At 71.2% G+C, this 23,322-nt stretch carries 20 protein-coding genes and 2 pseudogenes; 2 read left to right on the forward strand and 20 right to left on the reverse strand.

Annotated features, from left to right (window positions below):
- Window positions 1–19: 19 nt before the first annotated feature.
- The 5 genes from IFT72_RS05550 to IFT72_RS05570 all read right to left on the reverse strand — a co-directional run bounded on the left by IFT72_RS05550 (window position 20) and on the right by IFT72_RS05570 (window position 5,224).
- Entirely contained in the window at window positions 20–436 is a 417-nt protein-coding gene (locus IFT72_RS05550; RefSeq protein ID WP_056055023.1) for a cytochrome c oxidase subunit 4, read from the reverse strand.
- Window positions 437–443: 7 nt separating this feature from the next.
- The gene (ctaD, locus tag IFT72_RS05555) at window positions 444–2,186 is read right to left on the reverse strand and encodes a cytochrome c oxidase subunit I (RefSeq protein WP_185232737.1); all 1,743 of its coding nucleotides are present in this window, start codon (window positions 2,184–2,186) and stop codon (window positions 444–446) included.
- 12 nt (window positions 2,187–2,198) lie between these two features.
- Complete coding sequence (gene coxB / locus IFT72_RS05560; RefSeq protein WP_185232739.1) at window positions 2,199–3,035, reverse strand: cytochrome c oxidase subunit II; 837 nt, start codon at window positions 3,033–3,035, stop codon at window positions 2,199–2,201.
- A 281-nt stretch (window positions 3,036–3,316) separates the two neighbouring features.
- Entirely contained in the window at window positions 3,317–3,700 is a 384-nt protein-coding gene (erpA, locus tag IFT72_RS05565; RefSeq protein ID WP_192045737.1) for an iron-sulfur cluster insertion protein ErpA, read from the reverse strand.
- A 108-nt stretch (window positions 3,701–3,808) separates the two neighbouring features.
- Window positions 3,809–5,224, reverse strand: coding sequence for a dipeptidase (locus IFT72_RS05570; RefSeq protein WP_192045738.1), 1,416 nt, complete (start codon window positions 5,222–5,224; stop codon window positions 3,809–3,811).
- 39 nt (window positions 5,225–5,263) lie between these two features.
- Here IFT72_RS05570 and IFT72_RS05575 point away from each other — a divergent pair, with 39 nt between their 5' ends.
- Entirely contained in the window at window positions 5,264–5,842 is a 579-nt protein-coding gene (locus tag IFT72_RS05575; RefSeq protein WP_371741180.1) for a DUF3043 domain-containing protein, read from the forward strand.
- A gap of 49 nt (window positions 5,843–5,891) precedes the next feature.
- Here IFT72_RS05575 and IFT72_RS05580 read toward each other — a convergent pair.
- The 3 genes and pseudogenes from IFT72_RS05580 to hisD all read right to left on the reverse strand — a co-directional run.
- A pseudogene (locus tag IFT72_RS05580) lies at window positions 5,892–6,921 on the reverse strand (quinone-dependent dihydroorotate dehydrogenase); the annotation flags it as partial.
- Entirely contained in the window at window positions 6,918–7,400 is a 483-nt protein-coding gene (gene nrdR, locus IFT72_RS05585) for a transcriptional regulator NrdR (protein WP_056055048.1), read from the reverse strand. The pseudogene IFT72_RS05580 and the gene nrdR, both read right to left, overlap by 4 nt.
- A 60-nt stretch (window positions 7,401–7,460) precedes the next feature.
- Window positions 7,461–8,771 carry a histidinol dehydrogenase gene (hisD, locus tag IFT72_RS05590; protein ID WP_056055051.1) on the reverse strand — a complete coding sequence of 437 codons (1,311 nt, stop codon included), beginning with the start codon at window positions 8,769–8,771 and terminating at the stop codon, window positions 7,461–7,463.
- A gap of 71 nt (window positions 8,772–8,842) precedes the next feature.
- On the opposite strand from hisD, the gene IFT72_RS05595 reads away from it, so the two are divergent.
- The gene (locus IFT72_RS05595) at window positions 8,843–9,361 is read left to right on the forward strand and encodes a flavin reductase family protein (protein ID WP_056055055.1); all 519 of its coding nucleotides are present in this window, start codon (window positions 8,843–8,845) and stop codon (window positions 9,359–9,361) included.
- A 6-nt stretch (window positions 9,362–9,367) separates the two neighbouring features.
- On the opposite strand, the gene dnaE is transcribed toward IFT72_RS05595, so the two are convergent.
- The 12 genes and pseudogenes from dnaE to ftsW form a co-directional block, all read right to left on the reverse strand.
- Window positions 9,368–12,832: a DNA polymerase III subunit alpha gene (gene dnaE, locus IFT72_RS05600; RefSeq protein ID WP_056055946.1), complete on the reverse strand. Its 3,465-nt coding sequence runs from the start codon at window positions 12,830–12,832 to the stop codon at window positions 9,368–9,370.
- Window positions 12,833–12,930: 98 nt separating this feature from the next.
- Entirely contained in the window at window positions 12,931–13,854 is a 924-nt protein-coding gene (locus tag IFT72_RS05605; protein WP_192045740.1) for an RluA family pseudouridine synthase, read from the reverse strand.
- A complete protein-coding gene (gene lspA, locus IFT72_RS05610) occupies window positions 13,851–14,471 on the reverse strand; it encodes a signal peptidase II (RefSeq protein ID WP_197981077.1) in 621 nt (206 codons plus the stop codon). The genes IFT72_RS05605 and lspA overlap by 4 nt, the downstream gene beginning before the upstream one ends.
- A 4-nt stretch (window positions 14,472–14,475) precedes the next feature.
- Window positions 14,476–15,288 (reverse strand): DivIVA domain-containing protein, encoded by an 813-nt coding sequence (locus IFT72_RS05615; protein ID WP_185232747.1) that lies wholly within the window; start codon window positions 15,286–15,288, stop codon window positions 14,476–14,478.
- A 160-nt stretch (window positions 15,289–15,448) separates the two neighbouring features.
- Window positions 15,449–15,739, reverse strand: coding sequence for a YggT family protein (locus IFT72_RS05620; RefSeq protein ID WP_056055064.1), 291 nt, complete (start codon window positions 15,737–15,739; stop codon window positions 15,449–15,451).
- Window positions 15,740–15,817: 78 nt separating this feature from the next.
- Window positions 15,818–16,354, reverse strand: a complete 537-nt coding sequence (locus IFT72_RS05625) for a cell division protein SepF (RefSeq protein ID WP_056055069.1) — start codon at window positions 16,352–16,354, stop codon at window positions 15,818–15,820.
- Between the two features lie 38 nt (window positions 16,355–16,392).
- On the reverse strand, window positions 16,393–17,048 hold a 656-nt coding region (locus IFT72_RS05630), incomplete at its 5' end, for a YggS family pyridoxal phosphate-dependent enzyme (RefSeq protein ID WP_206758282.1).
- A 1-nt stretch (window position 17,049) separates the two neighbouring features.
- Window positions 17,050–18,185 (reverse strand): annotated as a pseudogene (ftsZ, locus tag IFT72_RS05635) (cell division protein FtsZ); the annotation flags it as partial.
- A gap of 137 nt (window positions 18,186–18,322) precedes the next feature.
- A complete protein-coding gene (locus tag IFT72_RS16590; protein ID WP_371741181.1) occupies window positions 18,323–19,474 on the reverse strand; it encodes an FtsQ-type POTRA domain-containing protein in 1,152 nt (383 codons plus the stop codon).
- Window positions 19,471–20,901 (reverse strand): UDP-N-acetylmuramate--L-alanine ligase, encoded by a 1,431-nt coding sequence (gene murC / locus IFT72_RS05645; protein ID WP_192045742.1) that lies wholly within the window; start codon window positions 20,899–20,901, stop codon window positions 19,471–19,473. Before murC ends, IFT72_RS16590 begins: the two co-directional genes overlap by 4 nt.
- Window positions 20,898–22,061 carry a glycosyltransferase gene (locus tag IFT72_RS05650; RefSeq protein WP_192045743.1) on the reverse strand — a complete coding sequence of 388 codons (1,164 nt, stop codon included), beginning with the start codon at window positions 22,059–22,061 and terminating at the stop codon, window positions 20,898–20,900. Before IFT72_RS05650 ends, murC begins: the two co-directional genes overlap by 4 nt.
- Window positions 22,058–23,257, reverse strand: coding sequence for a putative lipid II flippase FtsW (gene ftsW, locus IFT72_RS05655; RefSeq protein ID WP_235491181.1), 1,200 nt, complete (start codon window positions 23,255–23,257; stop codon window positions 22,058–22,060). Before ftsW ends, IFT72_RS05650 begins: the two co-directional genes overlap by 4 nt.
- Window positions 23,258–23,322 lie beyond the last annotated feature (65 nt).

Here is a 23,322-nt window from a genome sequence, read left to right on the forward strand (position 1 = left end):
GCGTGGTCGTGCTGAGGGACTAGTGGGCGAAGTTGCCGCGGTAGTACTCGTAGACCCAACCGACCAGCGACACGGCGATCAGAGCGCCACCGATGTAGATGATCCACATGCCGACCGCCAGGGCCAGGAAGACCAGGCCGCACGAGAAGGCCAGCAGGATGGGCCACCACGACCACGGGCTGAAGTGCCCGAGCTCGGGGTCGCCGTCGTCGATGTTGGCGTCGAGACGGTCCTCGGGCAGCTCGCCGCCCTGGGCCGCGTGCGAGCGACCCATGTAGAAGGCGAGGAACACACCCAGGGCACCAGCGAGGCCGATGCCCATGGTGCCGGCCCACTCGACGCGGTTGACGTCGATGATGTTCCACACCGTGTACACGGCGCAGAGGGCGAAGAAGAAGATCGCGAGGATCCAGAACAGCGTGGCGTTGGTCTTCATCGGGGTCCTACTTCACCTTGTCGCTGGAAGCGTCGTACGTCGGGGCATCCGGGGCGTCCTTCGCCGGGCCGATGCCGACGGGGAGGCCGGCCTCGGGGTGGTTCAGGTCGAACGCCGGCGACTCCGACCGGATGCGCGGGATCGACGTGAAGTTGTGGCGGGGCGGCGGGCAGGACGTGGCCCACTCGAGGGAGCGGGAGTAGCCCCAGGGGTCGTTCACCTCGACCTTGGGCGCCCGACGAGCCGTGATGTACACGTTGTACAGGAACGGCAGGATCGAGATGCCGAGCAGCATCGAGCCGATCGTCGAGAGCTGGTTCATCCAGGTGAAGTGGTCCTCGGGCTGGTACGTCGCGTAGCGACGGGGCATGCCCATGACGCCGAGCCAGTGCTGGATGAGGAACGTGGTGTGGAAGCCGACGAACAGCATCCAGAAGTGGATCTTGCCGAGACGCTCGTTGAGCATCTTGCCCGTCCACTTCGGCCACCAGAAGTAGAAGCCGGAGAACATCGCGAAGACGACGGTGCCGAACACCACGTAGTGGAAGTGCGCCACGACGAAGTACGTGTCGGAGACGTGGAAGTCGAGCGGGGGCGAGGCGAGGATGACGCCCGTCAGCCCACCGAAGGTGAACGTGATGAGGAAGCCGATCGCCCAGAGCATCGGGGTCTCGAAGGTGACGGAACCGCGCCACATCGTCCCGATCCAGTTGAAGATCTTCACGCCCGTGGGGACGGCGATGAGCATCGTCATCAGCGAGAAGAACGGCAGCAGCACCGAACCGGTCACGTACATGTGGTGAGCCCACACGGTGACGGACAGGGCAGCGATCGAGATCGTCGCGTAGACGAGGGTCTTGTAGCCGAAGATCGGCTTGCGGCTGAAGACCGGCAGGACCTCGCTGATGATGCCGAAGAACGGCAGGGCGATGATGTAGACCTCGGGGTGGCCGAAGAACCAGAAGAGGTGCTGCCAGAGGATGGCGCCGCCGTTGGCCGGGTTGAAGACCTGGGCGTCGAACACCCGGTCGAAGCCGAGGCCGAACAGGGCCGCCGCCAGGACGGGGAAGGCCATGATCACGAGGATCGAGGTGATCAGCGTGTTCCAGGTGAAGATCGGCATGCGCCACATCGTCATGCCGGGCGCACGCATGGTCACGATGGTCGTGATGAAGTTGACCGAGCCGAGGATCGTGCTGAAGCCCGTCATGCCGAGGCCGAAGACCCACAGGTTGCCGCCGAGCCCTGGTGAGAACGTGGTGTCGGACAGCGGCGCGTACGCGAACCACCCGAACGAGGCCGCGCCCTGCGGGGTGAGGAAGCCGGCCACCGCGATGAGCGAGCCGAAGAGGTAGAGCCAGAAGGCGAAGCCGTTGAGCCGCGGGAAGGCGACGTCGGGGGCACCGATCTGCAGCGGCATGAGCACGTTGGCGAAGCCGGAGAACAGCGGCGTCGCGAACATCAGCAGCATGATCGTGCCGTGCATGGTGAAGAGCTGGTTGTACTGCTCCTTCGTCGCGACGACCTCGAGGCCCGGCGCGAACAGCTGCGCGCGGATGATCAGCGCCATCACGCCGCCGAGGCAGAAGAAGAGGAACGACGCGATCAGGTACATGTACCCGATCGTCTTGTGGTCGGTCGACGTGAGCCAGCTCACGACGACGTTGCCCTTGCGGCCGACCTTGGAGGCCCCGAAGTCCTGGCCTGAGGACGTCCCACCGGTGGTGGGACGCGTGGCGGTGGCTGTCATCGAACCGTGCCCTTACTTCTCGTCGGAGCCGGCGGCGACGGGCGCCTCGTTGTTCGGCTCGTTGGTGTTGGTGTTGTACTGGTCGCCCAGCAGGCCGGTGTTGCCCTGCTGCGCGAGGGTCGCGAGGTAGTCGTCGTACTCGGACTGCGACACGACCTTGACGTTGAAGAGCATCAGCGAGTGGTACTCGCCGCAGAGCTCCGCGCACTTGCCGGTGAAGGTGCCTTCCTTCTCCGGCGTGAAGTACATGTAGTTCGTCTTGCCGGGGATCGTGTCCTTCTTGTAGAGGAAGTCGACGACCCAGAAGGAGTGGGCCACGTCGCGCGAGTTGAGGTCGATCTCGACCGACTTGCCGACGGGGAGGTAGAGGACGGGCAGCTGGCTCTCGTCGATGTTGCCGTCGCCGAGCTCCTGGGCCTGGATGCCCTGGTAGTAGACGCTGTCGTCGTCGTTCTGCTGGTCGATGTAGTTGAAGTCCCACGCCCAGCGCTTGGCGTAGACGTCGATCTTCACGTCGGGGCTGGCGGTCGGCGCCTCGATGGCGGCCTGGTCGCGGGCCGTGAAGGCGAAGAAGCCGAGCACGAGGATCAGGGGCACGACCGTGTAGAAGATCTCGATCGGCATGTTGTAGCGCAGCTGGACCGGGAGGCCGGTCTGGCCCTTCCGACGGCGGTAGGCGATGCACGCCCAGATGACGAGGCCCCAGACGATGAGACCGACGATGAGCAGCACGATCCACGACGTGACCCAGAGGCCGATGATGCTGTCGACGTGGTTGGTGGTGCCCGCGGTGGTGGGCAGCCACCCCTGGAGCTGGTCGGTCGTGCAGCCTGCCAAGACCAGGGCCATGACGGCGGCCACGGGGATGGCGGCCCAACGAAGACGGCGGTTAGAACGCACTGTTACCTCTCGGATGACACGACAGCAAGGGGGATCTCCCAGTCTAGGACGGGACTTCCCTAGCCTACTCGCAGGTTGCACCGTCGATCGAACGCAGCACGCCGTTCGTTCGACATCGAGACGGGAGCCCTGCTCACGGACGACGACGGGGACCGCCCCTGACGAGGCGATCCCCGGGATCGCGGTGCTGATGGTGGCCCGGACCGGCAGCCCGGTCGGGCGGGAGCGACCTAGTGGAAGCTGTCGCCGCAGGCGCAGCTGCCCTGGGCGTTGGGGTTGTCGATCGTGAAGCCCTGCTTCTGGATGGTGTCCTCGAAGTCGATGGCGGCGCCGTCGAGGTAGGGCACGCTCATCTTGTCGACGACGACCTCGACGCCGTCGTAGTCGACGGTCGCGTCGTTCTCGAGCAGTCGCTCGTCGAAGTACAGCTGGTAGATGAGCCCCGAGCAGCCACCGGGCTGGACGGCGACCCGGAGGCGCAGGTCGTCACGCCCCTCCTGCATCAGGAGGCTGCGGACCTTGTCGGCCGCGGTGGCGGTCAGCTGCACGCCGTGGGCGGCGGCCTCGGCCGGGCTGGCCGTCTCGACGGGGGCGGTGGTCGCGGTGTCGGTCATGGTGTCTCCGTTCGGGCGGTGGGAGTGTCGGACACTCGTCGTCGACCAGTGTAAGCAGCACTCCCCCGCTTTTGTTCCTCGTACGGCGGACGAGCAGGGAGGCAGGCCTCAGCCCCGGGCGTCGAGGCGCGCCAGCAGGATGGCCTCGCTGAGGACGGCCCGGTGCAGCACGCCGAGGTGCTGCGACTCGTTCGGGCTGTGGGCGCGCGTGTCCGGGTCCTCAACGCCGGTCACGAGGATCTGCGCCGCGGGGAAGGTCCGCACGAGGTCGGCGATGAAGGGGATGGAGCCGCCGATGCCGGTCTGGAGCGGCGCCTCGCCCCAGCCCTCGGTCATCGCCACGGTCGCGTCGGCGATGGCCCAGCCGGTGGTGTCGACCAGGAAGGGGTCGCCCTTGTCGACGTCGGTGATCTCGACGTGCGCCCCGAACGGCGCGCGCCCGAGCACGTGCGCCTCGAGCGCTTCGTAGGCGGAGTCCGCCGTCTGGCCGGGGGCGATGCGCGCGCTGACGCGGACGGAGACCTCGGGCAGGAGCGTGTTCGACGCGTTCGCCACCGACGGGGCGTCGATGCCGGTCACGGTGATGGAGGGCTGCGACCAGACGCGGCTGAGGAGGGGGCCCGTGCCGATCGGGGCGACCCCGTCGAGGAGGCCCGACTCCTCACGCAGGGTCTCCTCGGTCTGCTCGGGGTGCTCGGCGTCACGGCTCTCCAGACCCGCGACCGCGACGCTGCCGACCTCGTCGTGGAACGTGCCCAGGAGGCGGACCATGGCCATCATGGCGTCCGGCACCGCGCCTCCCAGCATCCCGGAGTGCGAGGCGTGGGCCAGCGTGCGGACGGTGAGGCGGAAGGTCACGTTGCCGCGGAGGCCGACCGTGATGGCCGGGACCGTCGTGCTCCAGTTGTCGGAGTCGGCCACGACGATGACGTCCGCCTCGAGGTCGTCGTGGTGCTGACGGAGGAAGTCGGCGAACGAGCGGGAGCCGAACTCCTCCTCGCCCTCGATGAAGAGGGCGACGCCGACCCCGAGGTCGTCGCCGAGCACCTCGTGGACGGCCCGGAGCGCGGCGACGTGGGTCATGACCCCGGCCTTGTCGTCGGAGGCGCCCCGGCCGTACAGCCGGTCGCCCTTGAGGGTGGGCTCGAAGGGCGGGGTGTCCCAGTCGGCGTCGTCGCCCTGGGGCTGGACGTCGTGGTGCGCGTAGAGCAGGACGGTCGGCTTGCCCTCGCGCGCCGCACGACGGGCCAGGACGGCGGGCTGCCCCGTGGTGCCGGAGTCGCCGATCGGAGCGCTGCTGACGCGGACCTCGTCGAAGAGGCCGGTGCTCCGCACGAGCTCGGCGACGGCGTGGGCGCTGGCGGCGACGTGCGACGGGTCGTAGGCGTCCCACGAGACCGAGGGGATCCGCACGAGCGAGCTCAGGTCGGCGATGGTCCGGGGCAGGCCGCCCTGCACGGCCTCCGCGAGTTCGCTGACAGTGCGGGGGTCGGTCGGGGAGACGGGATGCTGCGAGACGGTCATGCAGGTAATCTTAGGAACTCGACGAGACCCGAGGACACCGTGGCGAAGGCATCAGACAAGACCATCACGACGACGCAGGTCGCCGACCCCGAGTCGACGACGGCGGGCAAGGGCCGCCCCACCCCGTCGCGTCGCGAGCGGGAGCAGGCCAACGTCCGCCCCCTCGTGGCCAAGGGCAAGGAGGCGCAGAAGGCCCAGCGGGTCCGCCTGGCCGAGCAGCGCGACCGGGCCCGGATCGGCCTCGCCAACGGCGAGGAGAAGTTCCTCCCCGTCCGCGACAAGGGGCCGCAGCGCCGCTTCATCCGCGACTACGTGGACGCCCGGTACAGCGTCGGCGAGGCGATGATCCCGCTCATGGTGCTCGTCATCGTGATGAGCCTCGTCAACGTCACCGCCGTCCAGGCGGCCACCCTGTTCGTCCTCTGGGGCTTCTTCATCGTCGCGATCGTCGACTGCCTCGTGGCCGGCCACCTGGTCACGAAGAAGCTCACGGCGAAGTTCGGCGCCGACGCCGTCCAGAAGGGCAACCGCTGGTACGCCGCGATGCGCTGCATGCAGCTCAAGCCCATGCGCCTGCCGAAGCCGCAGGTGAAGCGCCGGGAGTTCCCCGTCCTCTGAGACGGGCCCGCGCCTCCTCGGGGGCGCCTGGACCACGACGACGCCCCGNGGAGCGCCCGGAGGCCGCGGTTGACCTGGCGGGCCCAGAGCGGACCGCGGTACAGGAACGCCGTGTAGCCCTGCACGAGGGTCGCACCGGCCCGGAGGCGGTCGGCCACGTCGCGCGCCGTGCTGACGCCGCCGACCGAGATGACGCAGACCTCGGCGGGGAGCACCTCACGGAGCAGGCGGAGCACCTCCAGGGACCGCGCCGCCAGCGGCGCGCCGGAGACTCCCCCGGCGCCCGCGGCCTCGACCACGGACCCAGGCGTCGTGAGCCCCTCGCGGGACAGGGTCGTGTTGGTGGCGATGACGCCGGCGAGCCCGAGCTCGGTGACGAGCCCGCCGATGCGACGGACGCCGTCGTCGTCGAGGTCCGGGGCGATCTTGACGAGGACCGGCGTCCGGCCCGCGGCGTCGCGCACGGCGCTGAGCAGCGGCGAGAGCCGGTCGAGCTCCTGGAGGCCGCGGAGGCCGGGCGTGTTCGGCGAGCTGACGTTCACGGCGAGGTAGTCGGCCAGGGGCGCGAGGAGGCGCGTGCTGACCAGGTAGTCGTCGACGGCGTCGTCGACGTCGACCACCCGGCTCTTGCCGATGTTGACGCCCACGACGGGGCGGACGGCGGCACGGCGGGCCCGCGTGAGCTCCTCGGCGGCCTGCTCCGCGCCTCCGTTGTTGAAGCCCATGCGGTTGACGACCGCCTCGTCGGGCACGAGCCGGAAGAGACGCGGGCGCTCGTTGCCGGGCTGTGCCTGCGCGGTGATCGTGCCGACCTCCACGTGGCCGAAGCCCAGGGCACCGAGGCCGGCGATGCCCCGCGCGTCCTTGTCGAAGCCGGCCGCCACGCCGAACGGCGACGCGAACCGGAGCCCGAGCGCCTCGACGGCGAGCGAGGGGTGGGGAGCCGTGAACCGCCGCACCACGGGCGCGAGGCCGAGGCGCGGCACGGCACGGATGACGCGGAAGGCGAGGTGGTGGGCGTCCTCCGGGTCCATGCGCGCGAACACCACGTCGAAGAGGACCCGGTACGGCGTCCTCATTCGTCCACCGACCGGGCCGGACGCGGACGCGAGGCGTGCTCGGACCGGAGCTGCGAGATCGACGCCTCGAAGTCGTCGAGGGAGTCGAACGCCTGGTAGACGCTCGCGAACCGGAGGTACGCGACCTCGTCGAGCTCGCGCAGCGGCGGCAGGATGGCGAGGCCGATGTCGTTCGCCTCGATCTGGGACGTGCCGGAGGCCCGGACGGCCTCCTCCACCTTCTGGGCCAGCAGGGCGAGGTCGCCGTCGGTCACCGGTCGCCCCTGGCAGGCCTTCCGCACGCCCGAGATGATCTTCTCCCGGCTGAAGGACTCGAGCACGCCGTTGCGCTTGACGACGTTCAGGCTCGCCGTCTCGGTGGTGCTGAACCGTCGACCGCAGTTCGGGCACTGGCGTCGGCGGCGGATGGAGGTGCCGTCGTCGCTCGTGCGCGAGTCGACGACGCGGGAATCGGGGTGGCGGCAGAAGGGGCAGAACATGGTGCCCTCAGCGTACTGGCAGCGGGGACGGCCGACGGCGGGGCGACGGCGGTGACGGCCCTAGGGCCGCGAGAGGCGCGCCGCGACGGCCTCGCCGTGCGCCGGCAGGAGCTCCGCCCGCGACAGGGCGACGAGCCGGTCGGCGACCTCGGCGAGGGCGTGCGGCTCGTAGCGGACGATCTGCTGGGGCCGCAGGAACGTGTAGGCGCCGAGGCCGGACGAGAAGCGGGACTGGCCGCTGGTCGGGAGGACGTGGTTCGAGCCCGCGAGGTAGTCGCCGAGGCTGACGGGCGTGCTCGCGCCGACGAAGACGGCCCCGGCGCTCGTGATGCGCGCCAGGACGGCGTCGTCGTCGGCCGTCTGGATCTCGAGGTGCTCGGGCCCGTACGCGTTGCTGAAGTCGGTCGCGGCGGTCATGTCGTCGACGAGGACGATGGCCGACTGGCGGCCGTCGAGGGCGGTCTGCACCCGGTCGGCGCTGAGGGTGCGCGGAACGAGGCGCTCGAGCTCCGCCACGACCGCGTCGGCCAGCTCGGGCGAGTCGGTGACGAGCACGGCGGAGGCCACCTCGTCGTGCTCGGCCTGGCTGATGAGGTCGACCGCGACGAGCGTGGCGTCGGCGCTGGAGTCGGCGATCACGAGGATCTCGGTGGCGCCCGCGACCGCGTCGATCCCGACCTGCCCACGGACGTGCTGCTTGGCCGCCGCGACGAAGTTGTTGCCCGGCCCGGTGATGACCTGGACCGGCTCGAGGCCGATCTCGGGCACGCCGTAGGCGAGGGCCCCGACGGCGCCGGCCCCGCCGACGGCGTAGACCTCGTCGATGCCGAGGAGCCCGGCTGCCCCGAGGATGACGGGGTGCACCCCTCCCCCGTGCTCGCGCTGCGCGGGCGAGACCAGGGCGATCGACCGCACGCCGGCGACCTGGGCGGGGACGACGTTCATGACGACGCTCGACGGGTAGACGGCCTTGCCGCCGGGCACGTAGACCCCGGCGCGGTCGACCGGCTGCCAGCGCTGCTCGATGACCGCGCCGTCGGCGGGGCGGGTGACGCTGCCGGACGGCACCTGGGCCCGGCTGGCCTCGGTCACGCGGACGATCGACTCCTCGAGGGCGGCGCGGACGAGCGGGTCGAGCGCGTCGACCGCGGCGCGGACCGCCTCGACGGGCACTCGGAGCTGCTCGGTGCGGACGCCGTCGAACCGCTGGGCCTGGTCGCGGAGCGCGGCGGCCCCCCGCTCGCGGACGTCGAGGACGAGCTGCGCCGCCGACTCGGCGGCCGCGCTGACGTCGACGTGCGAGCGGGGCACGAGGGCGAGGAGGTCGGCGTGGGTAGGCTCGAGGCCCCGGAGGTCTGTGGTCTGGATCATGGCCCGGCCAGCCTAGTCACCCGCGCACGACGGTGGCCCGGCCCGGGCAGACCCGCAGGAGGACCTCCCCCATGACCGACCAGCCCGTCCCCGAGCCCCCCGTCTCGCACGACCTCGACGCCTTCAAGCAGGCGTTCCGTCGACACGCCGCCGGGGTGGCCATCGTCACCGCGCGCGACGCGGGCGGCTCGCCCGTCGGCTTCACCGCGACGTCGCTTGCCTCCCTCGCCGCGGTGCCGCCCCTCGCGACCTTCAACATGGCGCGGACCGCGAGCTCCTGGCCCGCCGTCGCGGAGACGGACCACGTCATCGTCCACCTCCTGGGGCTGCGCAACCGCGACCTGGCGGCCAAGATGGCCGGCCCCGCCGCCGAGCGCTTCGTCGGCGACCACTGGGAGGAGGGACCTCACGGGCTGCCCCTGCTCCGCGGGGTGACGGCCTGGATGTCGGGCCGGGTCGTCGAGCGATTCCCCGTCGCCGCCAACGCCGTCGTCGTCGTCCAGGTGGAGCAGGGCGACGTCGGGGTGGACGACGACGCCCTGCTCTACCACGACCGCCGGTACCTGCGGCCCCTGCACCTGGACGAGTAGCCGGAGCTAGACCAGGCAGCCAGGGCCGAGGAGGCTCTTCAGCTCGCCGAAGAGGTCGGCGGTCACGTCGACCGGCATCGGGATCTCGAACATGCGGGCGAGGTCGCCCTTCACCAGGCGGAGGCGGACCTCGGTCGAGCCGGAGTGCCGACCGAGGACGGCCGCGAGCTCCGTCACGGTGTCGGTCGTGGCCCGGTGCTCGGGCATCTGCAGGACGAGCGGGCCCTGGTTCACGCCCACCCCGAGATCCGGCGTGAACATGCTCGCCGCGTGCATGTTCATGCCGTCGTCACGCACGCTCACGCGGCCCTTGAGCACGATGATCGAGTCGCCGACCAACGACGGCCCGAACTCCTGGTACGTCTTGCCGAGGAACATCGCGGAGATCTCGCCGCCGAAGTCCTCGACGGTGATGATGCCGTACGGGTTGCCGGAGTTGCGGGCCACGCGGTGCTGGACGCTCGTGATGAGCCCCGCGATGGTCACGGTCTCGCCGTCGATCGTGGCGGGGTCGCTCGACAGCACGTCGGTGACGGTGGTGCTGGCGTGCTTGGCCAGCGGCAGCTCCAGGCCGGCGAGGGGGTGGTCCGACACGTAGAGGCCGAGCATGTCGCGCTCGAAGGCGAGCTTGTCGCGCTTGGTCCACTCCGGGCGCTCGGGCACGTGCTGCACGTCCTGCGGCTCGTCCCACAGGGAGTCGAAGTCGAAGCCGACCTGGCCGTTCGCCTCGGCCCGCTTCTCGCTGACGGCGGCCTCGACCGCGGACTCGTGGATCTCGACGAGCGCGCGGCGGGTCGATCCGAGGCTGTCGAAGGCCCCGGCCTTGACGAGGGACTCCACCGTGCGCTTGTTCGCGACGGGCAGCGGGACCTTGCGCAGGAAGTCGTGGAACGACGAGAAGGCGCCCTCCTTCTGCCGCGCTGCGATGACGTGGTCGACGACGTTGAAGCCGACGTTGCGGACGGCGCCCATGCCGAAGCGGATGTCGTCGCCGACGGCGGCGAAGAACCCGATCGACTCGTTGACGTCGGGCGGCAGCACCTTGATGCCCATGCGCCGGCACTCGTTGAGGTACAGGCCGAGCTTGTCGCGGGAGTCGCCGGTCGAGGTGAGCAGGGCGGCCATGTACTCGGCGGGGTAGTGCGCCTTGAGGTAGGCCGTCCAGTACGAGACGACGCCGTAGGCCGCCGAGTGGGCCTTGTTGAAGGCGTAGTCGGAGAACGGCAGCAGGATGTCCCAGAGCATCTTCACGGCGTCGGGTGAGAAGCCGTTGTCGAACATGCCCTGCTCGAACCCGGCGTACTGCTTGTCGAGCTCCGACTTCTTCTTCTTGCCCATCGCGCGGCGGAGGATGTCCGCCTGGCCGAGGGAGAACCCGGCGACCTTCTGCGCGATCGCCATCACCTGCTCCTGGTAGATGATCAGGCCGTAGCTCGTCGAGAGGATCTCCTTCAGGGGCTCCTCGAGCTCGGGGTGGATCGGTGTGATCTCCTGCGCGCCGTTCTTCCGCAGCGCGTAGTTGGTGTGCGAGTTCGCGCCCATGGGCCCGGGGCGGTAGAGCGCGATGACGGCCGAGATGTCCTCGAAGTTGTCGGGCTTCATCAGCCGGAGCAGCCCCCGCATGGGGCCGCCGTCGAGCTGGAACACGCCGAGCGTGTCGCCGCGGCCCAGGAGGTCGTAGGCCGCGCGGTCGTCGAGCTCGAGGTCCTCCAGGACGAGGTCGAAGCCGCGGTTCGTCCGGATGTTGTCGAGGGCGTCGTTGATGATCGTGAGGTTGCGCAACCCCAGGAAGTCCATCTTGATCAGCCCGAGCGACTCACAGGCCGGGTAGTCGAACTGCGTGACGATCTGGCCGTCCTGCTCGCGCTTCATGATCGGGATGATGTCGATCAGCGGGTCGCTCGACATGATGACGCCCGCGGCGTGCACGCCCCACTGGCGCTTCAGCCCCTCGAGCCCCAGCGCCGTGTCGAACACCGTGCGGGCCTCGGGGTCGGTCTCCACGACCGTCCGGATGTCGCCCGCCTCCTTGTAGCGGTCGTGCTGCTTGTCGAAGATCCCCGTGAGCGGGATGTCCTTGCCCATGACGGCGGGCGGCATCGCCTTGGTGAGCTTCTCGCCCATGCCGAAGGGGAAGCCGAGCACCCGACTGCTGTCTTTCAGGGCCTGCTTCGCCTTGATCGTGCCGTAGGTGACGATCTGCGCGACGCGCTCGTCGCCGTACTTCTCCGTCACGTACTGGATGACCTCGCCCCGGCGACGGTCGTCGAAGTCGACGTCGAAGTCGGGCATCGAGACGCGGTCCGGGTTGAGGAAGCGCTCGAAGATGAGGCCGTGACGGAGCGGGTCGAGGTCGGTGATGCGCATGGCGTAGGCGGCCATCGAGCCGGCGCCCGACCCGCGGCCGGGGCCCACCCGGATGCCGTTCTCCTTCGACCAGTTGATGAAGTCGGCGACGACGAGGAAGTACCCGGGGAACCCCATGCCCGTGATGACGCCGATCTCGTACTCGGCCTGCTTGCGCACGTCGTCGGGGATGCCCGCGGGGTAGCGGTACACCAGGCCCTTCTCGACCTCCTTGATGAACCAGGTCTCTTCGGTCTCGCCCTCCGGCACGGGGTACCTCGGCATGTAGTTCGCCGAGGTGTTGAACTGGACGTCGCACCGCTCGGCGATGAGCAGGGTGTTGTCACAGGCCTCCGGGTGGTCGCGGAAGAGGTGGCGCATCTGCTTCGCGGACTTCAGGTAGAACTCGTCGGCGTCGAACTTGAAGCGGTTGGGGTCGTTCAGCGTCGAGCCGGACTGGACGCAGAGCAGCGCGGCGTGGCTGGTCGCGTCGTGCTCGTGCGTGTAGTGCAGGTCGTTCGTGGCGACGAGGGGCAGACCGAGGTCCTTCGCGAGGCGCAGCAGGTCGCCCATGATCTGCCGCTCGATGCCGAGGCCGTGGTCCATGATCTCGGCGAAGTAGTTCTCGCGGCCGAAGATGTCGCGGAAGTCAGCCGCGGCCTTCACCGCCTCGTCGTACTGGCCGAGGCGGAGGCGCGTCTGCACCTCGCCGCTCGGGCAGCCCGTCGTCGCGATGAGGCCCTCGGAGTACTGGGAGAGCAGCTCGCGGTCCATGCGCGGCTTGAAGTAGTAGCCCTCGAGCGATGCCCGGGACGACAGCCGGAACAGGTTGTGCATGCCGGTCGTGTTCTCGGAGAGCAACGTCATGTGCGTGTACGCACCGGCGCCGGAGACGTCGTCACGCCCGCCGTCGCCCCAGCGCACGCGCGTCTTGTCGCCGCGGTGCGTGCCGGGCGTGATGTAGGCCTCGGTGCCGATGATCGGCTTCACGCCCGCCTCGGTCGCGGTCTTCCAGAAGTCGTACGCCCCGAACACGTTGCCGTGGTCGGTGACCGCGACGGCCGGCATGCCCTGGGCCGCGGCCTCCGTGATGAGCGGCTTGACCCTCGCCGCCCCGTCGAGCATCGAGTACTCGCTGTGCACGTGCAGATGGACGAATGAGTCTTCGTTCGAGGCCACTCGGCTCCCCGTCTCCTGGTGTTCCTGACTACTGGAGGAACAGCCTAACCGGCACGGAGGACATCGAGCGCGTGCTGCAGGTCGGCCGGGTAGGTCGACCGGTAGACCACGGACTCACCCGTGCCGGGGTGCCGGAACCCGAGCTGGACGGCGTGCAGCCACTGCCGCGTGAGGCCGAGCTTGGCGGAGAGCGTCGGGTCCGCCCCGTAGGTGGCGTCGCCGACGCAGGGGTGCCGCTGGGCGGCCATGTGGACGCGGATCTGGTGCGTGCGACCTGTCTCGAGGTGGATCTCGAGGAGGGACGCGGAGGGGAAGGCCTCCACGGTCTCGTAGTGGGTGACCGACGGCTTGCCGTCGACCACGACGGCGAACTTCCAGTCCGACGACGGGTGACGCCCGATGGGCGCGTCGACCGTGCCGGTCAGGGGGTCGGGGTGCCCCTGCACGACCGCGTTGTAGATCTTCTGCACGGTGCGTTCGCGGAACGCCTGCTTCAGCTCGGCGTAGGCGCGTTCGGTCTTCGCGACGACCATGAGCCCGCTCGTGCCGACGTCGAGGCGGTGGACGATGCCCGCACGCTCGGCCGCGCCCGAGGTGGCCACGGTGAAGCCCGCGGCGGCGAGGCCGCCCAGCACGGTCGGCCCCATCCAGCCCACGGACGGGTGCGCGGCGACGCCCACGGGCTTGTCGACGACGACGATCTCGTCGTCGTCGTGCACGATGCCGAGCCCGGGCACGTCGACCGGGACGACGGACGGCGCCTCCTTCGGGGCCCACGAGACCTCGAGCCACGCGCCGGCCTCGAGGCGGTCGGACTTGCCGACGGTGCGGCCGTCCACCTCCACGCCGCCGCTCGAGGCGACCTCGGCGGCGAAGGTCCGGCTGAAGCCGAGGAGCTTGGCGAGGGCGGCGTCGACGCGCTCACCCGCGAGGCCGTCGGGGACGGGCAGGGACCGCTGCTCGCTCATCGGGGCTCCGTCGTCGGGGTGGCCGCGACGTCGGCGTCGCCCGGGGAGGCGGTGGCCTGGCCCTCGACGGCGCGGTCGTCGGCCTCGGTGTGGCCCCCGCGCGGCGTCCGGCTGCCGTCGAGGCCGACGCCGAGCAGCGTCAGGAGGACGAGGAGGCCCATGCTGGAGACGATGAAGATGTCGGCGACGTTGAAGATCGCCGGCAGCAGCTTCGGGAAGTACAGGAAGTCGACGACGTGCCCCTGCCCGAACGACGGCTCCCGGAAGAGCCGGTCGGTGAGGTTGCCGAGGGTGCCGCCGAGCAGCATCCCCAACATGATCGCCCAGGCCACCGACCTGATGCGCTTCGCGAAGACGACGATGGCGACGACGACGGCCGAGGCGGCGAGGGAGAAGACCCACGTCGTGCCGCTGGCCAGGGAGAACGCCGCGCCGGGGTTCTTGACGAAGAGGAGCTGGAAGAAGGAGCCGAGCACGTCGACCGCCCGGCCCTCGACGAGGTCACGCGTGACGAGGTGCTTGGTGCCCTGGTCGAGGGCGTAGGCCACGACAGCGACGAAGGCCAGCGCCGCGATGACGCGGACGCTGACCTTCGCAGCGGGATCTCGAGGTGCCAAGACCCTAGTTGGAGCCGAAGCCCTGCGCGCTGGCGGGCTGGGGCTCAGAGGCGCCCTCGCCGTCGAGCTCGTGCAGCTGGCCCTCGATGTAGCTCTTCAGCTTCTGGCGGTAGTCGCGCTCGAAGGTGCGGAGGTCGTCGATGCGACGCTCCAGGCCCGTGCGCTCACCGTTCAGCTGCTCGAGGACCTCGCGGCGCTTGGTCTCGGCCTCGCCCACGACCTCCCGCGAACGGGCCTCCGCGTCGGCGACGACCTCCCGCGAGCGGTTCTCGGCGTCGCCGACGAGCTCCGCGGAGCGCGCCTCGGCCTCGGCCACGACACGGGCGGCGGTCGACTGCCCCTCGGCGATGAGCGCGTCGCGCTTCTCCGCGCCTTCGCGGACGTGCTCCTCGTGGAGGCGACGTGCCAGCTGGAGCAGGCTGTTGGTGCTCTCGGTCTCGTCGGCCGACGGGCCGGCGAAGGCCGGGACGGGCGTGACGGCGGCGGGAGCCGCGGCGACCGGAGCGACGGGCTCCGGGGCTGCCACCGGCTCGGCCTTCTCGAGGACCGGCTCGGGCGCGGACGCCGGCTCGGGCACCGACGCGGGGGCCGGAGCGCTGGCGACCGGGGCCGCGACGGCGGCGTCACGCTGACCGTCGCCGGCGGCGGACTCCGCCGAGGCGAGGCGCTGGCGCAGCTCGTCGTTCTCCGCGCCCAGGCGCCGGAGCTCGGCGACGACCTCGTCCAGGAAGTCGTCGACCTCGTCCTGGTCGTAGCCCTCGCGGAACTTGGTCGGCTGGAACCGCTTGTTGACTACGTCTTCCGGCGTCAAAGCCATTGCCGTCACCTCGTGAATCTGTTGGATCGTGTGATCGTGGTCTGGGTCGTGCACTACACCGTAGCGAACGATCGCCCGTCGGGACGGGGAGGGGCACCGAGGCCCCGCGGAGAGCCTACCCTCTCGGGCGGCGACGACGGGCGTCGCGCGCGGCGCCGTGTCAGATGCGGGCGAAGACGCCCATCAGGACGACGACCGCCAGCATGATGAGGCTCCAGCCGAAGTCGAGCGCGACCGAGCCGAGCCGGACCGGGGGCAGGACCTTGCGGACGGCCTTGATCGGCGGGTCGGTGACCGTGTAGGTCACCTCGGCGAGCACGAGCACGGCCCCCCGGGGCCGCCAGCCCCGGCTGAACGACTGGGCGAGGTCGAAGACGAACCTCGACCACATGAGCAGGAAGAAGACCAGGAGCGCGTAGTACACGATCGAGGAGATCAGGGAGACGATCATGGGGGTGTCATCAGCTCGCACGAGTCGGCGCGGCGGAGGCCGCGGGAGGGGGGCGGACGGCGGCTCGGCCGCACCCGGTCAGGACTGCGAGAAGAACGACGCCTCGATGTCGGATTCTACCTCAGCCTGCTCACCGCTCACTGCGATGTGGGCGGGCGACAGCAGGAACACCTTGTTCGTGACGCGCTCGATCTTGCCGAAGAGCCCCTGCGAGAGGCCGCTGGCGAAGTCGACGAGGCGACGAGCGTCGGCCTCCGTCATCTGGGAGAGGTTGATGATCACGGGGATGCCGTCGCGGAAGCTCTCGGCGATCGCCTGGGCGTCCTTGTACTCCCGGGGGTGGACGGTGAGGATCTCGTTCATGTCGTGGGGCACCGTGTTCTTCGTGGTCGGGGTCGTGGCGCGGCGGAGCGGCGTCACGGGGGCGCGAGTGGGGGTCGGGGCGGAGGCGGCGGCCGGCACGGCGACGGGGGCGACGGGCGACGGCGCGGCGGCGGGCGCGGCCGACCGTGCGGCAGGCTGGGCAGCGGCCTGCTGGGCTGGCTGCTCGTCGTACTCGAGCTCTTCGTCGGCGAGGCCCAGGTAGACCATCGTCTTGCGCAGGGGGTTGGCCATGGGGGTGTCCTCCGGATCGTGGATCGTCTAGACCGACATTAACCAGCGTCGGGCCGAGAACCCGTGATTGCCGTGCCGATGCGGAGGTGTGTCGCGCCCTCGGCGATCGCGTCGGCGAAGTCCTGCGACATCCCGGCCGAGATCTGGTCGGCGTCGGGCGCCACGGCCCGGACCCGCTCCGAGACGAGCCGGAGGCGCTCGAAGGCCGGGCGGGCCGGTGCGTCGAGGGGCGCGACGGCCATGACGCCCCGGAGCCGCAGGCCCGGGGTCGCGAGGACCCGCTCGACGAGCGCGTCCACCTCCGCCTCGGCGACGCCCCCGCGGCCGGGGTCGTCGGTGAGGTTCACCTGCACGAAGCCGTCAACCCACGTGCCGTCGTCCGACCCCAGCGCGTCGACGACGCTGGCGCGGTCGAGCGAGTGGACCGCCGCGGCGTAGCGCCGCGCCTGCCGGGCCTTCTTCGACTGCAGCTGGCCGACGAAGTGCCAACGGAGGCCCTCGAGGTCGGCCGTCTCCGCCGACTTGGCCTGCGCCTCCTGGTGTCGGTTCTCCCCGACGTCACGGACGCCGAGCGCGTGGAGCTCACGCACAAGCGACGCGGGGTGGAACTTGGTCACGACGATCGTCGTGACCGAGGCCGGGTCGCGCCCGGCCGCCCGAGCCGCGTCGGAGACGCCGGAGGCGACACGGGCGANTCGTCGTCGCCGTCGTCGAAGGCGGGGTCGGAGGCGCGGGTGGCCGCGGGCTCCTCCGGACGACGCCACGAGTGCGAGTCCGAGCCGGCACCGCTGTCGGCGATGGCCGAGACGCCGGGCACCGCGGCGGACGAGGAGCCCTCCGACTCGACGAAGCTCGAGCGACGCTCCTTCGACTTGGCCTGGGGCTCTCCGCCGTCGAAGCCCGCGGCGATGACCGTCACGCGGACCTCGTCGCCGAGGGTGTCGTCGATGACGGCGCCGAAGATGATGTTGGCCTCGGAGTGGACGGCCTCCTGCACCAGGCGAGCCGCGTCGTTGATCTCGAAGATGCCGAGGTTCGAGCCGCCCTGGATGGAGAGCAGCACGCCGTGTGCACCGTCGATGCTGGCCTCGAGCAGCGGCGAGGCGACGGCCAGCTCGGCCGCCTTGATGGCCCGGTCGGCACCGCGCGACGAGCCGATGCCCATCAGGGCGGAGCCCGCCCCCTGCATGACCGACTTGACGTCGGCGAAGTCGAGGTTGATGAGGCCGGGGGTCGTGATCAGGTCGGTGATGCCCTGGACGCCGGCGAGGAGTACCTGGTCGGCGGTGCCGAAGGCCTCCACCATGGAGATGCCGCGCTCGGAGATCTCGAGGAGGCGGTCGTTCGGGACGACGATGAGGGTGTCGACCTCGTCCTTCAGGGCTGCGACGCCCGCCTCGGCCTGCGCCTGACGACGCTTGCCCTCGAAGCCGAAGGGCTTCGTGACGACGCCGATCGTGAGCGCGCCGATCGACTTCGCGATCCGGGCCACGACGGGTGCGCCGCCGGTGCCCGTGCCGCCGCCCTCGCCGGCCGTGACGAAGACCATGTCGGCCCCGGCCAGGGCCTCCTCGATCTCCTCCGCGTGGTCCTCCGCCGCACGGCGGCCGACCTCGGGGTCGGCGCCGGCGCCGAGGCCCCGGGTGAGCTCGCGGCCGACGTCGAGCTTGACGTCGGCGTCGCTGAGCAGGAGCGCCTGGGCGTCGGTGTTGATGGCGATGAACTCGACTCCGCGGAGCCCGAGCTCGATCATGCGGTTGACGGCGTTGACGCCACCGCCGCCGACACCGACGACCTTGATCACGGCTAGGTAGTTGTGGTTCGTTGTCACGTCCGGGCCTCCGCTGGAACCTTAACTCTGTGATTGAAGGTCAAGGTTGTACATTGTATTCGAGTGGGTCAGTCACAAGGTATGGGTCGCGCCTCACCGCCGACCACTCCGAGACGGGCGTGTCGCGAAGGCCGGTCTCAGCGAGTGCGGATGATGCCGTTGTCGGGCGCTGAGACGTCGTACTCGACCGAGGCCGCCGGGTCGCGCTTCGCCTGGTCGGCGACGAGGCCGGCGAGCACCTGCGCCTTCTTCTCCGAGTGCTCGGCGCTGCCCCAGACGACCTGCTCCCCCGAGGTGAGGGCGAGCGTGACGTCGTCGGCCGTCGACGCCGTGACCGTGTCGACGGTGCTGCGGAGCGTGAGCGGCAGGGCGAGGAGCACCTCCGCCGCCGACCGGAAGGCCGTGCCGTCGAGGGGCGCGCCGCCGACGTCGACCTGCGGCACGCCGTCCTGACGACCGTCGAGGCGCTGCACGACGATGCCCGCGGGATCGACCAGGTCGACGCCGTCGGCCGTCGCCACCGTGGCGATCGGCTGGCGCTCGGTCACGCGGATGACGAGGGTGTGGGGCGGGGCGGTCTCGGTGACGTAGCTCGCGATGAGGGGGAACTGCTCCAGCTCGCCGGTGATGCGGTCGAAGTCGACGAGGGCCAGGGGCGTGCCGAGCTGGTCGTCCACGGCGGCCGTCACGGCGCTCGCGTCCACGCGGCTCGTGCCCTCCACCCGGATCTCCTGCAGGGAGAGGAGCGGCGAGAAGACGGCCACGGTCACCGACGCCACGAGGACGACGACGACCGCGCCGACGGCGGTCCAGGTGGCCCGCCGATGGCGCGAGCGGCGCGTGAAGCGACGCACCTCGGACTTCTCGACGCGGCGACGCTGACGCGAGGCCCGCCGGGCCGCACGACGCGCCTCCGCGGCTCTCTCGCGCGCGGCGGCCGCCGTCGTGTCGGCCGGCCCGATGCGCGGGGGCTCGGCCGGGCGCACGGCCTCGGGGCGACCGTCCGCCGGGCGGGCGTCCGCAGGCCGAGCGACCTCGGGGCGCGCCGCCGCAGGGCCGGCGGCCGCAGGTCGGCCAATGCGGGCCGAGCGGGAGGCGCGGGGAGGCCCGGTGACGACGGACACGGGGCCCGTGTCGACGTCGTCCGAGGCCCCGGGGGCCGACGCCGACGTCTCCGCGCCGCGGCGGCGCCGCGCCAGCCGGTCGGCGAGGGACGGTCGGCCGTGGCCGTCCGCCGGCGGCTCGGGGGCGGGCTCCGGGGGCGGCTCGAAGCCCTCGGGGCGCTTCACGCTCCGGTCTCCTCCGCGGTCGACGGGTCGGGGGCGGTGGCGGCGTCGAGCGCGCCGAGCAGCTGGGGCACGATGCGGTAGACGTCGCCGCAGCCGAGCGTGATGACGAAGTCGCCCTCCCGAGCGACCTCCGCCGTGCGGACCGCCGCGGACTGCCAGTCCGGCACGAAGTCGACGCGCTCGGGGTCGCGGAAGGCCCCCGAGACGAGCGCGCCGGTGACGCCGGGCTCGGGGTCCTCACGGGCCCCGTAGACGTCGAGGACGATCGTGTGGTCGGCCAGGCGCTCGTAGGTCTCGGCGAACTCGCCGGCCATCATCCGCGTTCGGCTGTACAGGTGCGGCTGGTGCACGGCGATCAGGCGCCCCTCCCCCACGACCGACCGGGCGGCCTGCAGCGCCGCGGCGACCTCGGTCGGGTGGTGGGCGTAGTCGTCGTAGACGCTGACGCCCCGCACGGTGCCGTGCAGCTCGAAGCGTCGCTCGGTGCCGCCGAAGGCCTCGAGCCCGCGGACGGCGGCCTCGGCCTCGACGCCGAGGCCCACGAGCACCGCGAAGGCGCCGGCCGCGTTCACCGCGTTGTGGTGGCCCGGCACGCGCAGCTGGACGGGCAGGCTGCGGCCGTCGTGGTGGAGCGTGAACGACACCGGCCCGCTCGACGCGACGTCGGTGATGCGGACGTCCGCCGACCCGTCGAGCCCGAAGGTCACGACCCGCGGGTGGTCGAGCGCCTCCGTGACCCGCCGGGCGCCCGCGTCGTCGCTCGAGATGACGATGAGCTCGGAGGCGGCGCCCGCGAACTCGACGAAGGCCCGGTCGAACGCCTCGTGCGACCCGTAGTGGTCGAGGTGGTCGGCGTCGACGTTGGTGACCAGCGCGATCGCCGTGTCGTAGAGCAGGAAGGAGCCGTCGGACTCGTCGGCCTCGACGACCACCAGCTCCTCCGAGCCGCCGGCGGCGCTCACGCCGAGCGACTGGATGACGCCGCCGTTGACGAAGCTGGGGTCGCGCCCGGCGGAGAGCAGCGCCGTCACGATCATCCCGGTCGAGGTCGTCTTGCCGTGCGCGCCGGCGACCGAGACCAGGCGCTGGCCGCCGATCAGGGAGGCGAGGGCCTGCGACCGGTGCAGCACGGGCACGCCGTCGGCGAGGGCCCGCTGGTACTCCGGGTTGTCCTGCCAGAGGGCGCCGGTGACGACGAGGGTGTCCGCGTCGCCGACGTTCGCGGCGTCGTGGCCGATCGCGATCTCGGCGCCGAGCTCGCGCAGGGCCGAGACCGACGCCGACTCGCGGATGTCGGAGCCGGTGACGCGGTGGCCCGCGGCCAGGAACACCCGGGCGATGCCGCTCATGCCCGAGCCGCCGATGCCGACGAAGTGGACGGCCCCGAGGTCGGAGGGGATCTGCTGCTGGAGGTCTGGCTTGATCATGCGTTCTCGGCGTCCGTCTCGGAGGGGATGGTCGGGGTCGCCGTCGATCGGCCGCGCGCGTGGGCGGCGGGGCGAGACGACGAGGAGGCGCGGTCGACGGCGTCGAGGACGAGGTCGACCGTGCGGTCGGTCCCGTCCAGCACCCCCACCGTGGCCGCGCGGACCGCCATGTCGGCGATCGCGGCGCGGTCGAGCAGCAGGCGCACGAGCTCCCGGTCGACCCACTCCGGCGTGAAGTCGGCGTCGGCCACCAGCAGGGCGCCGCCCGCCTCGACGACGTCGGTGGCGTTGAAGCGCTGCTCGCCGTTGCCGACGGGGTACGGCACCAGGACGGAGGGCAGGCCGAGCGCGGTGAGCTCGCTGACGGTCGCCGAGCCCGACCGCGACACGACGAAGTCCGCGGCCGCGAGGGCGAGGTCCATGCGGTCGCAGTAGCGCAGCAGGTGGTGCCCGGCCAGCCCGGTCGACCGGAGGTCGGACTTCTCGCCGGTGATGTGGAGCACCTGCCAGCCGGCGCCGACGATGCTGGCGGCGGACCGCGCGACCGCCTCGTTGAGGCGACGGGCTCCGCTGGAGCCGCCGGTGACCAGCACCGTGGGCAGCGCGGGGTCGAGGCCGAACTCGGCCAGCGCCTCCTGACGTCGTGCCCGGCGGTCGAGCGTCTCGATCTCGTCGCGGAGCGGCATGCCGACGCGACGTGCCCCTCGGAGCTTCGTCGACCGGAAGACGACGCCGACGTGGGGCGTGAGGAACGAGCCCAGCACGTTCGCCATGCCGGGCTTCGCGTTCGCCTCGTGGACGACCAGCGGGACGTGCTCGCGACGCGCGGCGACGTAGGCGGGTGCCGAGGCGTAGCCGCCGAAGCCGACCACGACGTCGACCGCGTGCTCGCGGAGCAGGCGACGGACGCCGTCGACGGCGCCCTTGAGCGCCCCCGGGAAGCCGAGCGCCGCCCGGGAGGGGCGTCGCGGGAAGGGGAGCCGCGGCACGGTGAGCAGCTCGTAGCCCCGCTGCGGGACGAGCCGGGCCTCGAGGCCCTCGGCGGTGCCGAGGACGAGGATCGTCGCAGTGGGCTCGCGACGCCGCAGACGGTCGGCCACGGCCAGGAGCGGGTTGACGTGCCCGGCGGTGCCGCCGCCGGCGAGGAGGTACGTGGTCATCGGAGAGACCCTACCCGCTGCCCGACGGGGGGCATGGGCACGGTCGGGTCCTCCGGTCGGCGGGCGAACGACAGCACCACGCCGATGGCGGCGAGGGTGACGATGAGCGCCGAGCCCCCGGCGGAGATGAGCGGCAGGGGGACGCCGAGCACGGGCAGCAGCCCGAGGACGACCGCGATGTTGATCAGGGCCTGGCCGATGATCCACGCCGTGACCGCACCCGTGACGACCCGCACGAACGGGTCGTTCGTGCGGCGGATGATCTTGACGAACCCGACGGCGAGCACGACGAAGAGCGCGAGGACGACGATCGCCCCGATGAGACCGAGCTCTTCACCGACGATGGCGAAGATGAAGTCGTTGTCGGCCTCCGGCAGCCACGACCACTTCGATTTCGAGTTGCCGAGGCCGACGCCGAACAGGCCGCCGGAGGCCAGGGCCCAGGTGCCGTGCAGCGACTGCCAGCAGGCGGCCTGGTAGTCGCTCGAGTCGGTGCAGCCGGACATCCACGCGGCGATCCGCTCGTTGCGGGAGTCGGAGCCCGAGGCGATGATCGGCACCACGGCGAGCAGGAAGAGCACGGGCACGGCGAGGAAGCGGAGGCGCACCCCGGCGAACCAGACGGCCGCGAAGACCAGGAGGAGCATGACCATCGTCGTGCCGAGGTCGCCGCCGAGGATGACGAGGCCCACCGACACCCCGACGACGGGCACGAGCGGGATCGCCAGGTGCTTCCAGTCGTCGAGGAGGTCGCGTTTGACGCTGAGGATCATGCCGAGCCAGACGGCCAGGGCGAGCTTGACCGCCTCGGACGGCTGCGCGCTGAAGGAGGAGCCGAGCTCGATCCAGTTCCGGTTGCCGCCGACCTCGTAGCCGAGGGGGGTGAAGACCAGGAGCTGGAGGACCACGGCCGCCAGCAGGATGTGCCAGGCCCAGCGCTTCCAGAACCAGATCGGCACGCGTGAGGCGATCAGCATGAGCGGCACGCCGATCGCGGCGTACATGCCCTGGCGGATGAAGGCGCCGAAGAAGGAGGTGTGCTTCGACGAGATGTACTGCTCGACGCTCGACGAGGAGAGCACCATGACGAGGCCCAGCACGACCATGAAGAGGGTCGTGCCGAGGATCAGGAAGAACGAGCCGGTCTCCGCGGCGAAGAGCTTCTTGACCGCGACGACGGCGGCGGCCTGCCGCACGTCGTGCGGGTGCGCGCCGTGCTCGCCCTCGCCGTGCCCCCGAGCCCCGCGCACGCCCGGGGGGC

Source organism: Frigoribacterium sp. CFBP 8754, assembly GCF_014841815.1.
In the GTDB taxonomy this organism is placed as follows: Bacteria; Actinomycetota; Actinomycetes; order Actinomycetales; family Microbacteriaceae; genus Frigoribacterium; species Frigoribacterium endophyticum.